This window comes from Streptomyces sp. A3M-1-3, assembly GCF_024213665.1.
GTDB lineage: Bacteria > Actinomycetota > Actinomycetes > Streptomycetales > Streptomycetaceae > Streptomyces.
Window position 1 is genome coordinate 1 of sequence record NZ_JANAVP010000043.1, and the last position, 17,933, is coordinate 17,933.

20 protein-coding genes, 1 tRNA gene and 2 pseudogenes are annotated in these 17,933 nt (G+C 69.3%); 15 read left to right on the forward strand and 8 right to left on the reverse strand.

Going from position 1 to position 17,933, the window contains the following annotated elements:
• Positions 1 to 201: 201 nt before the first annotated feature.
• Positions 202 to 870: a YdcF family protein gene (locus NLX86_RS31780; RefSeq protein WP_374214006.1), complete on the reverse strand. Its 669-nt coding sequence runs from the start codon at positions 868 to 870 to the stop codon at positions 202 to 204.
• Entirely contained in the window at positions 867 to 1,661 is a 795-nt protein-coding gene (locus NLX86_RS31785) for a GntR family transcriptional regulator (RefSeq protein ID WP_254375285.1), read from the reverse strand. Before NLX86_RS31785 ends, NLX86_RS31780 begins: the two co-directional genes overlap by 4 nt.
• A 152-nt stretch (positions 1,662 to 1,813) precedes the next feature.
• On the opposite strand from NLX86_RS31785, the gene NLX86_RS31790 reads away from it, so the two are divergent.
• The 11 genes from NLX86_RS31790 to NLX86_RS31840 all read left to right on the forward strand — a co-directional run bounded on the left by NLX86_RS31790 (position 1,814) and on the right by NLX86_RS31840 (position 8,623).
• A complete protein-coding gene (locus NLX86_RS31790; protein ID WP_254375286.1) occupies positions 1,814 to 2,155 on the forward strand; it encodes a hypothetical protein in 342 nt (113 codons plus the stop codon).
• Positions 2,156 to 2,160: 5 nt separating this feature from the next.
• The gene (locus NLX86_RS31795; protein WP_254375287.1) at positions 2,161 to 3,522 is read left to right on the forward strand and encodes an FtsK/SpoIIIE domain-containing protein; all 1,362 of its coding nucleotides are present in this window, start codon (positions 2,161 to 2,163) and stop codon (positions 3,520 to 3,522) included.
• Between the two features lie 83 nt (positions 3,523 to 3,605).
• The gene (locus NLX86_RS31800) at positions 3,606 to 4,001 is read left to right on the forward strand and encodes a hypothetical protein (protein WP_254375288.1); all 396 of its coding nucleotides are present in this window, start codon (positions 3,606 to 3,608) and stop codon (positions 3,999 to 4,001) included.
• Positions 4,002 to 4,082: 81 nt separating this feature from the next.
• Complete coding sequence (locus tag NLX86_RS31805) at positions 4,083 to 4,748, forward strand: DUF2637 domain-containing protein (RefSeq protein ID WP_254375289.1); 666 nt, start codon at positions 4,083 to 4,085, stop codon at positions 4,746 to 4,748.
• 20 nt (positions 4,749 to 4,768) lie between these two features.
• Positions 4,769 to 4,960: a mobile element transfer protein gene (locus NLX86_RS31810; RefSeq protein ID WP_254375290.1), complete on the forward strand. Its 192-nt coding sequence runs from the start codon at positions 4,769 to 4,771 to the stop codon at positions 4,958 to 4,960.
• Between the two features lie 20 nt (positions 4,961 to 4,980).
• Positions 4,981 to 5,175 carry a hypothetical protein gene (locus NLX86_RS31815; RefSeq protein WP_254375291.1) on the forward strand — a complete coding sequence of 65 codons (195 nt, stop codon included), beginning with the start codon at positions 4,981 to 4,983 and terminating at the stop codon, positions 5,173 to 5,175.
• A gap of 23 nt (positions 5,176 to 5,198) precedes the next feature.
• The gene (locus NLX86_RS31820) at positions 5,199 to 5,531 is read left to right on the forward strand and encodes a SpdD-like protein (protein WP_254375292.1); all 333 of its coding nucleotides are present in this window, start codon (positions 5,199 to 5,201) and stop codon (positions 5,529 to 5,531) included.
• A 92-nt stretch (positions 5,532 to 5,623) separates the two neighbouring features.
• Positions 5,624 to 5,830, forward strand: coding sequence for a hypothetical protein (locus tag NLX86_RS31825; protein ID WP_254375293.1), 207 nt, complete (start codon positions 5,624 to 5,626; stop codon positions 5,828 to 5,830).
• Between the two features lie 131 nt (positions 5,831 to 5,961).
• A complete protein-coding gene (locus tag NLX86_RS31830) occupies positions 5,962 to 7,248 on the forward strand; it encodes a replication initiator (protein WP_254375326.1) in 1,287 nt (428 codons plus the stop codon).
• Complete coding sequence (locus NLX86_RS31835; RefSeq protein ID WP_254375294.1) at positions 7,245 to 7,454, forward strand: excisionase family DNA-binding protein; 210 nt, start codon at positions 7,245 to 7,247, stop codon at positions 7,452 to 7,454. Before NLX86_RS31830 ends, NLX86_RS31835 begins: the two co-directional genes overlap by 4 nt.
• The gene (locus NLX86_RS31840; RefSeq protein WP_374214007.1) at positions 7,454 to 8,623 is read left to right on the forward strand and encodes a tyrosine-type recombinase/integrase; all 1,170 of its coding nucleotides are present in this window, start codon (positions 7,454 to 7,456) and stop codon (positions 8,621 to 8,623) included. The genes NLX86_RS31835 and NLX86_RS31840 overlap by 1 nt, the downstream gene beginning before the upstream one ends.
• A 51-nt stretch (positions 8,624 to 8,674) precedes the next feature.
• Here NLX86_RS31840 and NLX86_RS31845 read toward each other — a convergent pair.
• Positions 8,675 to 8,748: transfer RNA gene (locus NLX86_RS31845), tRNA-Gly, on the reverse strand.
• A gap of 462 nt (positions 8,749 to 9,210) precedes the next feature.
• On the opposite strand from NLX86_RS31845, the gene dcd reads away from it, so the two are divergent.
• On the forward strand, positions 9,211 to 9,786 hold the full coding sequence (gene dcd, locus NLX86_RS31850; RefSeq protein ID WP_254375295.1) for a dCTP deaminase: 576 nt from the start codon (positions 9,211 to 9,213) through the stop codon (positions 9,784 to 9,786).
• Here dcd and NLX86_RS31855 read toward each other — a convergent pair.
• Positions 9,777 to 9,998 (reverse strand): DUF1214 domain-containing protein, encoded by a 222-nt coding sequence (locus NLX86_RS31855; RefSeq protein ID WP_254375296.1) that lies wholly within the window; start codon positions 9,996 to 9,998, stop codon positions 9,777 to 9,779. The two genes, dcd and NLX86_RS31855, sit on opposite strands and share 10 nt — an antisense overlap.
• An 802-nt stretch (positions 9,999 to 10,800) precedes the next feature.
• Between NLX86_RS31855 and NLX86_RS31860 the strand changes: the two genes are divergently transcribed.
• On the forward strand, positions 10,801 to 11,076 hold the full coding sequence (locus tag NLX86_RS31860; RefSeq protein ID WP_254375297.1) for a hypothetical protein: 276 nt from the start codon (positions 10,801 to 10,803) through the stop codon (positions 11,074 to 11,076).
• Positions 11,077 to 11,107: 31 nt separating this feature from the next.
• Here NLX86_RS31860 and NLX86_RS31865 read toward each other — a convergent pair whose 3' ends face one another.
• The gene (locus NLX86_RS31865; protein WP_254375298.1) at positions 11,108 to 11,362 is read right to left on the reverse strand and encodes a hypothetical protein; all 255 of its coding nucleotides are present in this window, start codon (positions 11,360 to 11,362) and stop codon (positions 11,108 to 11,110) included.
• Positions 11,363 to 11,987: 625 nt separating this feature from the next.
• Between NLX86_RS31865 and NLX86_RS31870 the strand changes: the two are divergent.
• Both NLX86_RS31870 and NLX86_RS31875 read left to right on the forward strand, forming a co-directional pair.
• Positions 11,988 to 12,237: pseudogene (locus NLX86_RS31870) on the forward strand (carboxymuconolactone decarboxylase).
• A gap of 111 nt (positions 12,238 to 12,348) precedes the next feature.
• Positions 12,349 to 13,780: pseudogene (locus NLX86_RS31875) on the forward strand (DUF2252 domain-containing protein).
• Between the two features lie 34 nt (positions 13,781 to 13,814).
• Here NLX86_RS31875 and NLX86_RS31880 read toward each other — a convergent pair.
• The 3 genes from NLX86_RS31880 to NLX86_RS31890 all read right to left on the reverse strand — a co-directional run bounded on the left by NLX86_RS31880 (position 13,815) and on the right by NLX86_RS31890 (position 17,900).
• Positions 13,815 to 14,738, reverse strand: coding sequence for a Yip1 family protein (locus NLX86_RS31880; protein ID WP_254375299.1), 924 nt, complete (start codon positions 14,736 to 14,738; stop codon positions 13,815 to 13,817).
• A 234-nt stretch (positions 14,739 to 14,972) separates the two neighbouring features.
• A complete protein-coding gene (locus NLX86_RS31885) occupies positions 14,973 to 17,264 on the reverse strand; it encodes a (Fe-S)-binding protein (protein ID WP_254375300.1) in 2,292 nt (763 codons plus the stop codon).
• 129 nt (positions 17,265 to 17,393) lie between these two features.
• Positions 17,394 to 17,900 carry a sugar transferase gene (locus NLX86_RS31890; RefSeq protein ID WP_254375301.1) on the reverse strand — a complete coding sequence of 169 codons (507 nt, stop codon included), beginning with the start codon at positions 17,898 to 17,900 and terminating at the stop codon, positions 17,394 to 17,396.
• Positions 17,901 to 17,933: the final 33 nt, after the last annotated feature.

Sequence of the window (17,933 nt, forward strand, 5' to 3'; positions counted from 1 at the left end):
TTCGTCCGTCAGATCTGCACGCGCCACAACACAAGATCATTTCACAGGCGAGATCCACTTTCGCAACAGGCCCTAGCCGCGCGACCGGCGTAGCCGGGGCCCGGAGCGGGGCGGAGACAGGAGCGTCGGGCCCCGGCGGTGAGCCGGGGAGCGCGCGGCGAGCGGAGCGAGCCGCCTTGAACCCGTAGAGAAGGTTTCTACTCACTCAGCCCGAGCAGTACCGGGCACGAGTCGACTTGTGAAGCCCTGGGCACACAGACGCTCGTAAGCTGCGATGACGTCCTCGGGGACTTCCTGGCTGATCATGAAACCCTGTTCGGGATAGATCAGGAGCCGCTGAAGGGAACCGACCAGCATGTCAATCACCAAGCGGGCGTCGCCGATCGAGTCGGCGTACTCGCTGAGGGTCATGGGCGCGGAAGTGCTCACGAACTCGACTGTCGGCCACAGCTTGCGTGCCGTGGCGTAGGCCCGACGCTCTTCGTACGGCTTGCTGACGAGCAGCACGGACGACACCTCGACACCGCTTTCTTCCAGCAGCGAGCGTGAGAAGCGGATGTTCTCGCCGGTGTTGCGTGCGTGGGGCTCCACTAGGACGGCCGAAGCAGGAACCCCCAGTTCGAGGGCACGCTCCCGATAGTGCACAGCCTCACCGCGGGGCATCCGCTCGCGCGTGGTTCGGCTCGTCGCCCCGGTGAACACAATCAGCGGCATCATGCCGCGTCGATACAGATCGACCGTGGTGTCAGCGACGCCGAGATCGTGACTGCCCAGGCTGATGGCAACGGAGCACGGACGCGGATCGTGACCCATCAGCTGGTAATCCCACAGCAGTTGGGTGTCGTCCCACACCTCTTGGGTCGGGATCACTGGTCGCCCTTTGGCTTCTCTGCCGAGTCCGGCACCTTGAAGTCGTACTCCCACGCAAAGCGCGAAGCGGCGTGGACGCCAATGGCGAACTCGACCACGGTGCCGTCAGCCGTGTAGGTCGTCCGATGAAGCTCCATCACCGGCTCTCCAGTAGGCAACTGAAGGAGCTTCACTTCCTCGGCCGTGGGGACACGGGCGAACAGTGCTTCCTTCATGTGGTCAATCTCGTATCCAGCGTCGTAGAGCACCCGGTAGCCACCGCCCCTGCCGGCAGGTCCCGGCGTCGGGTCCACCAGGCGCGTTCCCTCGACGTGCTCAGGGCGGTAGTAGCTGGTCAGAGTGTGCGTCGGCTGCTCGCCTTCCTTCACGAGCCGTGCTCGCGCGTACACCTCAGTGTCGGCCGGCAGTCCAAGTGCCTCTGCGACCTTGGGTGGGGCTTCGATTCGGCTGACCGACTGCGTCTGCTCATTGCGGCGGTAGGCGCGACCAGAAGCCACCCGGTCTGCGATGAACGCCACCTCATCACCGTCACGCCACTTGGCCTTGTCATACCGCGAGATTCCGAGCCGCTTGAGCGGCGTCTGGTGTCGCACGACCGTGCCGTGGCCTCGCGAGGAGGTGACCAGCCCTTCGGCTTCCAAAGCCTTGTAGGCCGCGTGAACCGTGGACTTCGAGCCCTCGCCAGCGTCCACCAGGTCCCGAATGTGGGGCAGCTGCTGGCCAGGCGCGTACTCGCCGCTCTGAATCCGCTCGGCCAGCCTGTCAGCCAGCTCGCGCCACTTGGGTGCCACGTGGACCTCCTCCTCGACAGAACAAGTCAAGCACAGTCCTAGGACATTGACAGTCCTGGGACTGTGCGTCATTGTCGTATCAGGCACCGCAGTCCTAGGACAGCGAGAGGGCTCGTCCTCGTGTGCCATAGGCCCCGAAACAAGGAGTGGCAATGTCGTCCTTCAAGATCGACCTTTCGACCGCCATCGTGTTCGTTGCGGTCGAGCCGAAGCTGAAGGTGATCAACAAGGAGACGGGTGAGATTGCCGTCGACCGCGAGACCAAGGCGAAGATGATGACGGTCGGCCTGACCATCGCGGATGACGGTGAGGCGAACCTCTACAACGTCTCGATCCCGGAGACGGGGATCCCGGCGGGTGTGAAGCTGGGGATGCCGGTAAAGGTCATCGACCTCAAGGCCCGGGACTGGGAGAACACCTTCGGCGGCGAGAAGCGGTTCGGCATCGCCTTCCGCGCGGTGGCTCTGGTCACCCCGTCCGGGGCGAAGGACTGAGCGGGATGTCCCGGGAGCTGTTAGCGGCCCTGCTGCTCGTGCTGGTCGCCGTCGCGCTGGTGCTGCGGTGGCAGCGTCCGGCCTGGTACTGGATGAGCTTCGGGATCGTCTTCGCGATGATCCGGGTGACCTTCCGGTACGCCTCGGTCATGGACGCCTGCGGGCTGACCGTTCCGCCGTCCCGGCTGCGGCTGGCACTGGCCCGGATGGCGAACCGTCCGGCGCCTGAGTCCCGGCCGCCGCGGGTGCTGCGGCTGCGGCCGACCCGTACGGGTCTGGTGCTGCGGCTGAAGCTGCGGCCCGGTCAGGACGCGTTCGACTTCGCGGCCTCCACGGATCGGCTGCGGCATTCGTTCTCGATGCAGGGCATCGTCTCCCGCGAGATCAAGTCGGGTGTGGTCGAGCTGCGGATGACCGGCTACGACGTCCTCAAGCGGGTGCAGATGCCCGCCAAGGTCGTACGGGAGGGGCTGCGCATACCGGTGGCCCTGCGCGAGGACGGGGAGATCCACTACCGCGACTACGAAGAGGTGCCGCACGCGCTGAACCTCGGCGCCACCAAGTCCGGCAAGTCCGTCTACCAGCGGCACCTGGTCAAGGAACTCGCCCCGCGACACGTCGCCCTCGTCGGCATCGACTGCAAGCAAGGCGTCGAACTCGCCCCGCTGGCCCGCCGGTTCACCGCTCTGGCCGACAACCCTGACGATGCGGCGGACCTGCTGGAAGCGCTCGTGGTCCGGATGGGTGCGATCTATCAGGTGATCCGGCGGGAGCAGCGGATCAGCGCGGACACCGAAGATGCGGAGATCACCGCCGACATCTGGGGCCTGCCCGAGGATCTGCGGCCGGTGCCCATCGTGCTGGTCGTGGATGAGGTGGCGGAGCTGGCCCTGTTCGCCAACACGGCAGAGAAGAAGCGCCGCGAGCGGATCATCACCGCGCTGGTGCGACTCGTCCAGCTCGGCCGCGCGGCCGGCATCTATGTGGAGATCTGCGGGCAGCGCTTCGGCGCCGAACTCGGCGACGGAATCACCATGCTCCGGGCCCAGCTGACCGGCCGCGTCTCCCACCGGGTCAACGATGAAGCCTCCGCCAAGATGGCGTTCGGCGACATCTCCCCGGACGCAGTACTCGCCACCACACAGATCCCCACCGAACGACCCGGCATGGCCATTGCCGGTGACTCTACGGGCGGCTGGATCCGCATCCGCACGCCGTTCACGACGATGCGGCAGGCCGTCTCCGCCTGCAACACGAACGCGCACCGCACCCCCGTGATTGCGGAGCTGGCGGCGTTCCGTCCGGTGCTGCCAGACCTCGCGCCGGTGGAGATCCCGGCCCCCACCGCGGCACCGGCCACGGCCTGATCCACCCCAGCACTCTCGGTCGGCGCGACCGTCTCGCGCCACGTCCCTACCCCCGCCATGCCCGAAACCGAAGGAGTAACCCCGTGTCCAAGACGACGATCACCACTGGTGAGCTGGCGCAGATCCTGTGGCGCGCGGCTGAGGGCTGGACGGCGCAGACCGCCGCCATCACCCTGCTCGCCGCGCACGGCACCTGGATTCCCCGCCTGACCGGGCACCCGGACCTGCTGCTGATCGACGACGACGAGGGCGAGCCGTACCCGTACGGCATCGACTGGCACAAGGTCGCCGCCGCCCTCGCCGCCGGTCAACTGCCCGGATCGAGCAGTGAACTGCGGATCCTCGCCATCGCGGCCTCGCTGGGTGACAGCGACGTCCCGGTGCGCCTGGGTGACGCAGTGACCGGGCTGGACGGCACGAATCTCGGCCTCGTCCTGCAAGCCATCGCCACCGCCAACGGCCGCCCCTGGGCCACCTGACCCTCACCCCGCCGGGACCGGGCGGCAGGACGCGTGAGCCCCGCCCGGCCCCGGCCCCAACTCTGAAGGAGGTGAAGACCCGTGACCCGCTCGATCCGCCCGGATGCCGTCCTCGTGCAAGCCGTGATCGCCGGTGCGCTGTCCTTCGCCCACCTGCACGACATCGCCGAAGCGGCCGGACAGCACGGCTGGAAAGCCTGGGCCTACCCGATCAGCGTAGACCTGCTCCTCGTCGCGGCCTGGCGGCGCCTGCGCATCCTCCGCGCCTCCGGAGCCCCGACCCGGGCCGCCTGGACCTGGTTCGCCGTCGCGCTCGCCGCATCCCTCGGCGCGAACGTCGCGACCGCGGGACTGCTCGACCTGGCCGACGTGCCGGACTGGCTGCGGATCCTGGTCGCCGGATGGCCCGCGCTCGCCTTCCTCGGCGGCACCCTTCTCGCCCACACCCCCACGACGCCCGCGGAGCCTGAGCCGCTGAACGTCGTCGAGCCGGTGACCGTGCCGGCCGAATCCACCCCGGCTCCCGAGCCGCAGCCGGTCGCGGTCGACGCTCCCGAGCCTGTCCCCGCCCTGCCCGCACCTGCGCCGCCTGTGGAGGATGTGCCGCCCGCGCTGGTCGACCACGCCCGCAAGCTCGCCGCCGCCCACCACACCGCGACCGGAAACCGGATCGACGCCGACACCCTGCGTACCCGCCTCGGCGTCCCGGCCTCCGTGGCTGACGCCATCGCCGCCCAACTCACCTGACACGAAAGGACTGACCTGTCATGCCTGCCCGCGACTTCTTCCACTCCATCAGCCGGATCGGCCCGGTGCAGATCGGCACCCACCGCGACCGGCACGGCCGCACCCGCACCGCCGCCGTGTGCACCGCCGAGGGCTGCGGCTGGTCCTCCGACTACACCACCCGCTCCGCCGCCGAACTCGCCGCCCGCACCCACCGCTGCCGGATCAACTAGCCCCGAGGGAGCACACCGCGATGAACGTCGAACTTCCGCTGGTCGTCCTGGTCGCCATCTTCGGCTACTTCGGAATTCGCCTCATGCGTCCGCCGACCTGGCTGATCGTCGTGCTCCTCCTCGGCGGCTTCCTCCTCGCCGACACCTTCCTCGCCCCCGCCATCGAATCCGGCACCAAGGCCGGCGTCGACGTCGTCAACGGCACCACCAAATAGCCAGCCCTGAAGGGAGATCCACCATGTTCCGTCCCCGCATCCCGACCATGCCGACACCGACCGGCATCGTCACCCCGCTCACCCACACGGCCCCGGTCGAGCAGCACCACGCCGCTCCGTGTGCCTGCCAGCACACCACCCCGGCCGCTGCTCCGGCTCCGATGCGTTCGGCTCCGGCGGTCCGGCTCACCCCGACCGGCCTGCTCGCCGTCGTCGGCGCCGGTGCTGCGGTCGTCCTCGTGGTCGGCGCGGTCCTGGTCTCGCTGTTGCTCGCGGTCGCCATCACCGCCGCCTCGGTCGCGGTGTGCGCCGTGGTCCTGCGCTCGCTCCTCAACAGCCAGACACGACAGCGCTGACCGGCCCTCCGGGCGGCCTCTACCGCCAAGTATCCGCCGCCCGGACGGCCCAGAGCCCCTACCCGATCCATCAACCGGAAGGAAACAACATCATGCCCCAGCACCACCTTGCCCCGGCCCGCGTGTGCCCTGACTGCGACGGCTTCGCCTCCGTCCACGTCACCCTCGGCGGCCGCACCTCCGCCGGGATCCTGCGGACCGTCACCGCCTACTGCCGCGCCTGCCACGGCACCGGCACCGTCCCCGCCCTGCGTGTCCTTGCCGCCGCCGCGGCCACCGCCGTCTTCGCCCGCCGCTGACCACCCCGCCGGGGCGCCGGCCGAACTGCCCGGCGCCCCGGCCCGAACCCCTTTGAGAGGAGGACCCGACCTTGACCACGACCACCACACCGCCGCTGCGGGACCTCGCCTTCCTCGCGGGCCTGGGCACCATGCCCGGCCTGGTCCGCCAACTCCGCGGCCTGGGCGGCTGCACCACCCCGATCCGCCTCGACGGCCACCGCACCGACATCCACCCCGCAACCGGCGAAATCCTCGGCGAACTCCACGCCGGAGATCTGCCCGCCGGGAACCTGCTGGTCCGCTGCAACAACCGCCGCACCACCCGCTGTGCCGCGTGCGCGGAGACCTACCGCCGCGACACCTACCAACTCATTACCGCAGGACTCCGCGGCGGCAAAGGCACCCCCGAGCAGGTGGCCAACCACCCCCGGGTGTTCGCCACCTTCACCGCCCCCAGCTTCGGCGCCGTCCACAACCGGCCCGCCACCGGTCGCTGCCGCTGCGGCGCCCAGCACCCCGACGACGCACCCGAGTTAGGCACCCCGCTCGACCCCGAGAGCTACGACTACGAAGCGGCCGTTCTGTGGAACGCGCACGCCTCAAAGATCTGGGCCCGCTTCTCCATCTACCTGCGCCGCGAAGTCGCCAAGCGCGCCGGACTCACCCAACGCGACTTCGCCGACCACGCCCGCGTCTCCTTCGCCAAGGTCGCCGAATACCAGCGGCGCGGCGCCATCCACTTCCACGCCGTCATTCGCCTCGACGGCCCCGACGGCGGCGACACCCCGCCCCCGGCCTGGGCCACCCCCGAACTCCTCACCGACGCCATCCACGCCGCCGCCACCGCGGCCGACGTCCCCGGCCCCGTCATCAACGCCCGCGCCCACACCTTCTCCTTCGGCCGCCAGCTCGACATCCGCACCATCCGCTCCGCCGACCTCGACGGCGGCACCGAACTCACCGAACGAGCCGTGGCCGCCTACATCGCCAAGTACGCAACCAAGGGCGCCGAAACCGCCACCGGCACCCTGGACCGGCCCATCAAGTTCCTCGCCGAACTCGGCCGCATGACCATCCCCGACCACGCCCAACGGATGATCCGCACCGCCTGGACCCTCGGCGCCCGCAAAGACCTCGAAGACCTCCGGCTCCGGGCCTGGGCCCACATGCTCGGCTTCCGCGGCCACTTCTCCACCAAAACCCGCCGCTACTCCACCACCCTCGGCGCCCTCCGTACCGCCCGCGCCGAGTGGCGACGTCTCCAAGCCGCCATCGCGCGCGCCGACGACACCCCCGCGCCGGCCGATCCGGACAGTGACGACACCACGCTCGTCCTCGCTCACTGGACCTTCGCTGGAACCGGCCTTACCCGCGGAGAGGAATGGCTCGCCGCCGCCTTCACACCCGACAGCACGGAAGGAGAGAGCACCCCATGAACGACCGGTATCTCAGCGTCGTACAGGTCGCCGAAGTGCTCGGCACCACGGTCCGCTTCCCCCGGCGGCTGATCGAGGAACGCCGGATCGCGTACGTCAAAGTCGGGCGACACGTCCGCATCCCCGAAAGTGCCGTACGCGCGTACATCGCTGCGAACACGGTGGAGCCTGTGCGGCGTCGGACTCGGTACGGGAGGGCTGCCTGATGGCGGGGAAGGGCAGGAAGAGGCGCTTCGGGCGTATCCGCAAGCTGCCTTCGGGGCGTTTCCAGGCGCGCTACCTGGGGCCTGATGGGGTCGACCGCCCGGCCCCGATCACCTTCGCGACTACGCGCGAGGCGGATGACTGGCTGGCAGAGAGGCAGACTGAGCTTCGCCGTGGGGACTGGGTAGACCCGGACGCCGGTGCGGTGAACTTCAAGGAGTACGCGATCCGCTGGGTCAAGGAGCGGCGTCTGTCGGCCACCACGGATGAGCTGTACCGGCGGAACCTGCGACTGCACATCCTGCCGACCTTCGGGGAACTGGATCTCGATGAGATCACCGCGCCCCTGGTTCGCGCGTGGCGCTCGGAGCGGCTGGACACCACCGGGGCCGACACGACGATTGCGAAGTGCTACCGGTTGCTCAAGGCCATTCTGGAGACGGCCGTCGACGATGAGCTGATCCGTCGCAACCCCTGCCGGATCAGGGGAGCAGGCAAGGAATCGGCGGATGAGCGTCCGACAGCCACTGTGCAGCAGGTGGACGCCCTCGCCGATGCGATGGGTCCGCGGTGGCGGCTGATGGTCTACCTCGCTGCGTACGGCCCCGCCCGTCCGGAAGAGCAAGCAGCGATGCGCCGACCGGACGTGGATCTGGAGAACGTCGGCGTCTGGATTCGGAACGCAGAGCCGGAACTCACCACTGGTCGCAGAGCACCTGGTGACACGAAGTCCGCTGCCGGACGGCGCTACCTCGTGCTGCCCGGCTTCCTGGAGCGCGATCTGAAACGGCACCTCGCCTGGTACGCGGAGAAGAAGCCGGACGGTCTGCTGTTCGTGGGGGAGAAGGGGGCCCCGTTCCGGCGGTCCTCCTTTGGGCGGAAGTGGCGCAAGGCTCGCGCAATGGTGGGGCTGCCCGACAACTTCCGCTTCTACGATCTTCGTCACACCGGACACACCCTCTCGACTCAGTCCGGCGCGACGCTCAAGGACACGATGGTGCGCGCGGGGCAGTCCTCCGAGAAGGCGGCGCTGATCTATCAGCACTCCAACCAGGAGCGTCAGAGGGAAGTCGCCGAGGGCATCGACGCTCGGGTTCGGAGCGAGCGACAGAAGTCGGAGAGCAGGCCAGACGATCAGGCATCGGGCACGGAACGGGCACGAGACGCTTGAACCGGTCTAGACAACAAAGAAGCCCCGGGCCGCTGGCCTGGGGCTTTCTGCTGGAGCGGGTGACGGGAATCGAACCCGCGCTCTGAGCTTGGGAAGCTCATGTTCTACCATTAAACTACACCCGCGTAACGGGCCGTTGATCCCCGCCCGCATCGTCGCACACTCTACCCCATGCCCGGCCCCCGGTGTATTTGCCGCGGGGCCGTTCCGCTGTTTCCGTGGTGGGATTTCGGGTGCGGGTGGGGGGAGTTGGGGCGTACCTTTGAGAGGCGGAGTGCCGCATGAAGTGGCGTCCTGTTCATCCCCTAATGTGGCGATTCGTCGCTTGTTGGTCGTTGGGGAAAGGGACTCGATGGAGCGCACCGTCGTCCGTTGTGCCGAAGGGCACGTTTTCAGCACCGCTTCGTTCCCGATGCAGCAGCTCGGGGAGGGCCGGATCGGGCCGGGGCGGCTTATCCGCTGTCCCCGTTGTGCCCGGTTGCGGCATGCGGTGCCGGTGGTCCTGGAGAAGCGCTAGCGAGACGAGCGGGGCTGTCGCTGCAGGTCGGAATTGCGGCGGGCCCGCGCGCTCTGCGTATCCTCGGGGCGTGCTTCTCTCAGACAAGGACATCCGGGCCGAGATCGACGCCGGGCGCGTGCGCGTCGAACCGTACGACGAGTCGATGGTGCAGCCCTCGAGCATCGACGTGCGGCTCGACCGCTACTTCCGGGTGTTCGAGAACCACCGCTATCCGCATATCGACCCCGCGGTGGAGCAGGCCGATCTGACGCGACTGGTCGAGCCGGAGGGAGACGAGGCGTTCATCCTGCACCCCGGTGAGTTCGTCCTGGCCTCGACGTACGAGGTCGTCTCGCTGCCCGACGACCTCGCCAGCAGGCTGGAAGGCAAGAGCTCGCTGGGGCGGCTGGGGCTCGTGACGCACTCGACCGCGGGGTTTATCGACCCCGGATTCTCGGGGCACGTCACGCTTGAGCTGTCGAACCTCGCGACCCTGCCGATCAAGCTCTGGCCCGGCATGAAGATCGGGCAGCTCTGCATGTTCCGGCTCAGCTCGCCGGCCGAGCATCCGTACGGGAGCGAGCGCTACGGGTCCCGCTATCAGGGGCAGCGGGGGCCGACTGCTTCGCGGTCCTTCCTCAACTTCCATCGCACTCAGGTGTAGATGGTGCCGTCCTGGTCCGCGGTGGCCGCGGGGCCGGGGTAGGTCTGGCTGCCTGCCCAGGGGTAGCGCTGTGGAGTCTGCGGCATGGAGCGGGTCTGGTTGTCGTAGACGGTCAGGGACCAGAAGCGGGCGGCGGGGATCCCGGCCGGCAGCGTCAGCCGGTAGCGGTGGGCGCCGTCGAACGGCTGGCCGGTGGAGTCGGCGGCAACCATCAGGTACTGGGAGCCCGACGCCGGTCAGGCGCATGCACATCGCGGGCGAGTCGCCGGTGGCGAGGTAGAAGAACGCGGTCCGGAAGTTCATCGCCCGCCCGGAGGCGGGCGGATGGAGCCGCACCCCGTCCGGGGTCGTACTTAGCGAAGCCTCCTGGCCGCGGGCGTGCAGGCCGAGCGTGCGGGCGCAGGCGTTGCCAAGGGCGACGGCCTCCACCGGAAGGGCACGCATCCGCTGGTCGGGCTTGAACTCACTGCCCTTTGGCGATGCCGATCGCGCCGCCGGCCTTCAGGGTCGACGGAGTCGGCGGGCTGCTCGTGGACGAGCGTGTCGAACAGCTCGTCCATTGCCGTCTTCGCTCCGGACGCTCACGACGCGCGGGGCACGGTGGACCCACCAGGCTCCCCGGCACTCGTGCGTCGTATCCCGTGCGCGAGTCCGCCGGCAGCACGCTCGCGGGTGCCCGCAGGACCGCGAGGCCGGCCCTGATTCGGGCACCCGACAGCACTTTCGTGCGCGTGTCGGTCCGCTGTCCAGGCATCGGCGTCGGGCCACACTGGGCCTCTGTTCGGCCTCCACGATGCCCGGCCCGATGTCACGTAATCACTGGAGTGCGGTTCACCGCGCGGCCAGGGACACCGGCGTCTGGACGGGAGTAGTTGCTGTGGCGTGGGCGGTCTGTGCCGCGGAGCTCCCGGGAACCTCCCGGTCGCGGACTCGCTCGCTGCGGCTGGAGAGTGGGGCGCCGGCTATGCGCTGTTCTCGCGGCGACTGGTATCAACCGTTGTGTCGGCGCCGATTGTGTTCACCGGCGTCGGGGTGCTGATCGGGCCGGTCGGGCTGGACGTTCTCGACCTGCGCCACGATGCCGGTTCTGTGCTGGCCGCATTGGCCCTCTTGCTCTTCACCGATGCGATGAAGGTACGCCGACGGGACCTGCGCACGGGCGGCTTCCTGCCCCTGCGCCTGCTGGCCATCGGCCTGCCCCTCAGCATCGGGGCGGAGTCTTCTGGCGGGCGTTGGCGGTCAGCACGGCGCTGGGCCTGGCCTTCGGAGGGATCGGTGGACGGCTGCTGACCGTTTCGCGGGCCCGCGCCTGGGTGACGGGTTAGTGGCGGCAGGTGTTCGTCCTGGCGGTGGCCTTCTGCGCGTACAGCCTGGCGACAGCCGTGGAGGGAAGCGGGTTCATCGCCACCTGGATGGGGGGCTGGCGTTCGGCGTCGCCCTGCGCAAGGGCAAGGCGGCGAGCGGGGAGCCGGCCGGCGAGCGGACTGCCGACCTGGCCGAGTACGTGGGCGGGCTGCTGGGGACGCTGAGCCTTCTGGTTTTCGGGGCGGTGCTGCTCGGCCCGGCGCTGGAGCACCTGGACTGGCGGATCGTCACGTACGCCGTACTCAGCCTGACGGTGGTCAGAATGCTGCCGTGGCCCTGGCGCCGGCCGGCACCGGCATGCGGCTGCCCACCGTGGCCCATGTCGGCTGGTTCGGCTCCCGCGGCCTGGCCTCCGTGGTCTTCGGACTTCTCATGGTGGAGGAGCACGTGCCCGGGATCGACCTGCTGGGCCGAGTCGTCTCGGTCACCATCGGCCTCAGCATTCTGTTGCACGGCATGTCGGCCCCGTTCTTCGCCGACCGCTACGGCACCTGGTACGACGCCGCGAAGGCCGCCACTCCCGACCTGCGTGAGGGAACTGACGTGCCGGAGCACCGGCAGCCGGCCCTCGGCGACTGCGGTGACACCGGCCTGGACTCTGCCCGGCCCGTCCAGCGGCCGGAGCAGCTGTTCCTCGCGGCCGGTGCCGAGCACCCCGGTGGCCCACAGGTTCCGTCCGGAGGCGCTGCAGCCACAGCGCCTGCCTCGGACGACCGGCTCGACAGGCAACCCGCCCGGAAGGGACTTACGGTCGGGGAGAGACGCTGCACCGATGCGGACCCTTGCCTCCGCGGCCGGATCCGCATCAGCGACACACCACCGGGAGACGATCCGAGATGGCCACAGCATCTGAACCCCCGTCCTGGACACCCTCGCCGCGATGACGGTCGACTCGACCGAGCGGTGCGCGCTGGCCCCGGACATGTTCATGCTCGCGCGTATCGCGGCCCTCGCCGCCTCGGACGCTCCGCCGATCTCCTACGTCGCCCACATCGACCCCGCCCCCGCCCCCGCGTCATGACGGCAGCAGGCAACATCGCCAGAGCACTCGGCATCGCCGTCGCCGTCGCCGAGGCCCAGGGCTGAGCGCAGACACGCTGCCTGAGCGGCAGCTGAGCAGGACACGGAGCCGACCCGTGCCGTCGCGCGCTGCCCCGGGCGTCCTGACGGCCGCAGGGCCAGGCTGGAGGGCCTTCCATGCCCCAGAAGTCGACCACATCGATGCGCGCGGCTCCGCACGCTGCGCCCGAGGAACGCGCCGCCCGCGGCAAGGAGGCCCGGCGCCGCTCACCCCGGTCGGGCCACGCCGCGTATGAGCCGTCCCCGCGCAGGCAGGACTCGCTGTCCATCCTGGAGGCACAGTCCGCGGCGCGGGTGCCCGAACTCGTACCGATACGCTACGGCCGGATGACGGAATCCCCGTTCCGCTTCTACCGCGGAGCCGCCGCGATCATGGCGTCCGACCTGGCCGGCAGCCCGGACTCGGGAATCCGGGCCCAGTTGTGTGGGGATGCGCACATGCTGAACTTCCGGCTGCTGGCCTCCCCGGAGCGGCAGCTGATGGTTCGACATCAACGACTTCGACGAGACACTGCCGGGCCCCTGGGAGTGGGACGTCAAGCGACTGTCGGCCAGTCTCGTCATCGCGGGCCGGGCGAACGGCTTCGACGCCGCCGCGCGCGCCCTCATCGCGCGCTCCACGGTGCGTTCGTACCGCGAGGCGATGATCCGCTTCGCGGGCATGCGCAACCTCGACGTCTGGTACGCGAAGATCGACGCCGAGCGCGTCCAGGCCCTGACCGCAGGGCAGCTCCACAAGCGCGGCGAGAAGAACCTGGCCCGCGCCATGGCGAAGGCCCGCACCCGCGACAGCCTGCAGGCCTTCGACAAGCTCACCGAGACGGTCGACGGCCGGCCCAGGATCGCGGCCGACCCCCCGCTGCTGGTGCCGATCACCCACCTGCTGCCGGACATCGAGCGCAGCGCGCTGGAACGCGAGTTCGGCGGCCTGATCGAGCGGTACGGCCGCACCCTGGCGTCCGACCGACGCACGCTGCTGGAGGACTACCGGCTGGCGGACGTCGCCCGCAAGGTGGTCGGCGTCGGCAGCGTCGGCACACGCTGCTGGATCTTGCTGCTGCTCGGCCGGGACGGCCAGGACCCGCTCTTCCTGCAGGCCAAGGAAGCCGACACCTCCGTGCTCGCCGCCCACGTCGGCGCGAGCCAGTACCGCAACCAGGGCGAGCGGGTGGTCTCGGGCCAGCGGTTGATGCAGGCCGCGAGCGATATCTTCCTCGGCTGGGAACGGGTGATCGGGATCGACGGCAAGCAGCGCGACTTCTACCTCCGCCAGCTGCGCGACTGGAAGGGCATCGCCATGCCGGAGACGATGCTGCCGGAGGGCATGCGGGCATTCGGCGAACTCTGCGGCGTCACCCTGGCACGCGCCCACGCGCGATCCGGCGATCGGATCGCGATCGCCGCGTACTTGGGCAGCGGCGACGCGTTCGACCGCGCACTCGCCACGTTCGCAGAGGCATACGCAGACCAGAACGAGCGCGACCACCAGGCCCTGGTGGACGCGGTGCGCGCGGGCCGAATGCCCGCGGAGGAACTACCGACTACCTGACCGTGCCGGGGCCCCTTGCGTTTGTTCCGCGCGCCTAGATCGTGCCGAGCTTGATGATCGACAGCAGCGCGATCAGCTGGATCGCCGACGCGCCCAGCGCCTTCGGCCACGGCAGGTCGTGCGACTTGCTCACCATCGACGTGAACAGGGCGCCGGCCGCTAGCCAGGTCACCCAGCCCAGCACCTGTACCAGCGTGTTCTCGCCGCCGAGGAAGACCGCGAAGAGCAGCCGGGGCGCGTCCGTGATCGACATGATCAGCATGGAGAGGCCGACGGTGGGCTGCCACGCGCCGTCGCCGCCGAGCTGCCGGGCGAGGGTGTGTGTGACGCCGCCCAGGATGAGGCCGCAGATGACGAACGCGACGCCGGCCGAGAGGACGATCGGGATGGCGTTGGACAGCGTCGCGTTGATCGCTTCCTCGCGGGCGTCGTCGAGGCCGAAGACCGCGAGCAGCCCGTAGAGGAACGTGACGATCAGCGCCGGTCCCCACACCGCGTGGTCGCGCATCTGCCAGAAGGTCGACGCCGGGCGCAGCACGATGCCGCTCAGCAGCTGCTTCCAGTGCAGGCGCGGCCCAGCCGGCGGCGCCGAGGTCTGCCCGGCGCGGTAGGTGGAGCCGTCGCCGTAGGGGTCGTCGTTGATGCTGAAGGCACGCGTGTGGCCGGGGTTGTTGTCGTACGGGTCCCCGTGCTGCGGCTGCTGGTACGGGTCGCCGAAGTACTCCGGCTCGCCGTGCCGTTGCGGCCGTTGCTGCCTCGGGTGCTGCTGCCCGCCGGCGTAGCCGCCGCCGGGCTGCTGCCACTGCTGCTGCGGCGCGCCGCCGCCGTACTGGGGCGGCGCTGCCTGGCCGCCGTACGGCGGCGGCGGAGGCGCCTGCTGCCCGTACGGCTGCTGCTGCGGGGGTTGTTGTTGCGGGGTGCGGTTGTCCCGGCCGCGTCCGATCCTGAATCCAGCCACGCATTCGAACGTACCTGGTCCGGCGGGTCCCGGTGACAGCCTGCCGGAACACGCCGGGGTTTGCTGCCGAGCTGTGACATCCCCTAGGGGGAACCCTGGCCCCGGAATCCCGGCCCCGGTGCGGTGCGGTACGACGCAGAACGGCCGGTCCTGCCCCCGAGGCAGGTCCGGCCGTTCTCCGCTGCGCGTGCGTGCGTACGTACGTGCGTAGGCGCGTTCGTACGCACGCACGGCCTACTTCACCGGCGCCGACGCGGGGTCCGGCTCCGGGTCCGGCTCCGGCGCCCCCTCCGGCTCCTCCGAGCCGGCCGGGTCCACCGGCGTCCGTACCGAGTCGAGCAGCAGCTGGGCGACATCGACGACCTGGAGCGATTCCTTCGCCGTGCCGTCGTTCTTCTTGCCGTTGACCGAGTCGGTCAGCATGACCAGGCAGAAGGGGCAGGCGGTGGAGACGATGTCCGGGTTGAGTGCCAGGGCCTCGTCGACGCGCTCGGTGTTGATGCGCTTGCCGATCCGCTCCTCCATCCACATGCGCGCGCCGCCGGCGCCGCAGCAGAAGCCGCGCTCCTTGTGGCGGTGCATCTCCTGCTGACGCAGGCCCGGGACCTTGTCCATGATCTCGCGCGGGGGCGTGTAGATCTTGTTGTGGCGGCCGAGGTAGCAGGGGTCGTGGTACGTGATGAGGCCCTCGACCGGGGTCACCGGGATCAGCTTGCCCTCGTCGATGAGGTGCTGGAGCAGCTGGGTGTGGTGGATGACCTCGTACTCGCCACCGATCTGCGGGTACTCGTTCGCGATGGTGTTGAAGCAGTGCGGGCAGGTCGCGACGATCTTCTTCTTCGACTTCGGCTTCTTCGACGACTCGTCTTCGTCGTCTTCGCCGAAGGCCATGTTCAGCATGGCCACGTTCTCCTGGCCGAGCTGCTGGAACAGCGGCTCGTTGCCCAGGCGGCGGGCCGAGTCACCGGTGCACTTCTCGTCGCCGCCCATGATCGCGAACTTGACGCCCGCGATGTGCAGCAGTTCCGCGAAGGCCTTGGTGGTCTTCTTGGCGCGGTCCTCCAGGGCGCCGGCGCAGCCGACCCAGTACAGGTAGTCGACCTCGGACAGGTCTTCGACGTCCTTGCCGACGATCGGGACCTCGAAGTCGACCTCCTTGGTCCACTCCACCCGCTGCTTCTTGGCGAGCCCCCAGGGGTTGCCCTTCTTCTCCAGGTTCTTGAGCATCGTCCCGGCCTCGGACGGGAACGCGCTCTCGATCATCACCTGGTAGCGGCGCATGTCGACGATGTGGTCGATGTGCTCGATGTCGACCGGGCACTGCTCGACGCACGCACCGCAGGTGGTGCAGGACCACAGCACGTCCGGGTCGATGACGCCGTTCTCCTCGAGCGTCCCGATCAGCGGGCGCTCGGCCTCGGCGAGGGCCGCCGCCGGGACACCGGCCAGGGCCTCGGCCGAAGCCCTCTCCTCGCCCTCCATCGTCTTGCCGCCGCCGGCCAGCAGGTACGGGGCCTTGGCGTGCGCGTGGTCGCGCAGCGACATGATCAGGAGCTTGGGCGAGAGGGGCTTTCCGGTGTTCCAGGCGGGGCACTGCGACTGGCAGCGGCCGCACTCCGTACACGTGGAGAAGTCGAGGATGCCCTTCCAGGAGAACTGCTCGACCTGGGAGACACCGAAGACGTCGTCCTCGCCCGGGTCCTCGAAGTCGATCTCCTTGCCGCCGCTCGTCATCGGCTGGAGCGCGCCGAGCGCGCTGGCGCCGTCGGCGTTCCGCTTGAACCAGATGTTCGGGAAACCGAGGAAGCGGTGCCAGGCGACACCCATGTTGGTGTTGAGCGAGACCGTGATCATCCAGATCAGCGAGGTGCCGATCTTGATCATCGCGGTGAAGTAGATCAGCGTCTGGAGGGTGGAGACGCTCAAGCCCTCGAAGGCCAGGACGAGCGGGTACGAGACGAAGTACGCGGCCTCGTAGCCCTCGACGTGGTGGATCGCGCCCTCGAGCCCGCGCAGCGCCAGGATGGCGAGGCCGATGGTGAGGATGACGTACTCGACGAAGTACGCCTGCCAGGCCTTGGAGCCGGCGAAGCGCGACTTGCGGCCGGCCCGCGAGGGCAGGTTCAGCAGCCGGATCGCCATCAGGATGACGATGCCCACCACGGTCATCAGGCCGATGAACTCGATGTACATCTCGAACGGCAGGAAGCCGCCGATGACCGGCAGCACCCAGTCGGCCTGGAAGAGCTGGCCGTACGCCTGTGCGAGCGTCGGCGGCAGCGTCAGGAAGCCGACCGCGACGAACCAGTGCGCGAAGCCGACGATGCCCCACCGGTTCATCCGGGTGTGGCCGAGGAATTCCTTGGCCAGGGTGATCGTGCGCTGCTTGGGGTTGTCGGTGCGGCTGCCCGCGGGCAGCGGCTGGCCGAGCTTGACGAACCGGTAGATCTGCGCGACGGCTCGGGCGATGAGCGCAACGCCGACCACGGTCAGGACCAGCGACACGACGATCGCGGCGAGTTGCATGGTGGCTCCTCGGGCCTGCGAGGGAGGGTGGGAATCCAGCAATTACTAAGCGGTAACTTAATCAGTCTGTGCTGAGATTACCCACTCATGCCGCCGCACTGTAGCCGCGCACGCGGTGATCTGTGTCGCTCAGGCAACCCTGAGTCGGCTGCGGCGCGGCCGGAGAGCGGCGGGGACGGTACGGACAAGGATGGCGAGATCCATCCCGAGCCAATGATGCTCGATGTAGTGCAGGTCAAGCAGCGACATCTCCTCCCACGGGAGATCGGAGCGTGCACCCACCTGCCACAGGCCGGTGATGCCCGGGCGTACCTCGAGCCGGTGCACGGTGCAGGCGGGGTCCCTGGCGGGCAGCGGCCGCGGGCCGACCAGTGACATCTCGCCCCGCAAGACGTTGACCAGCTGCGGGAGTTCGTCGAGGGCGTACCGGTCGAGCAGCCGCCCGAGCGGGGTCGGGGCGATACGGAACTTCAGGGTCTCGAACGGCCGGCCGTACAGTCCCGCCGCCGTCCGACGGGTGAACGGGGGGCCGGCCGAGGTGGCGACGGAGGCGGCGGTGAGGAGGATCAGCAGCGGTGCCAGGATGAGGAGCAGGGCCAGGCTGCCGGCCGCATCGAGCGCCCGCTTGGCTCTCATGTCCCGCGTCCTTTCCCTGGGCTCGTGCCTGCC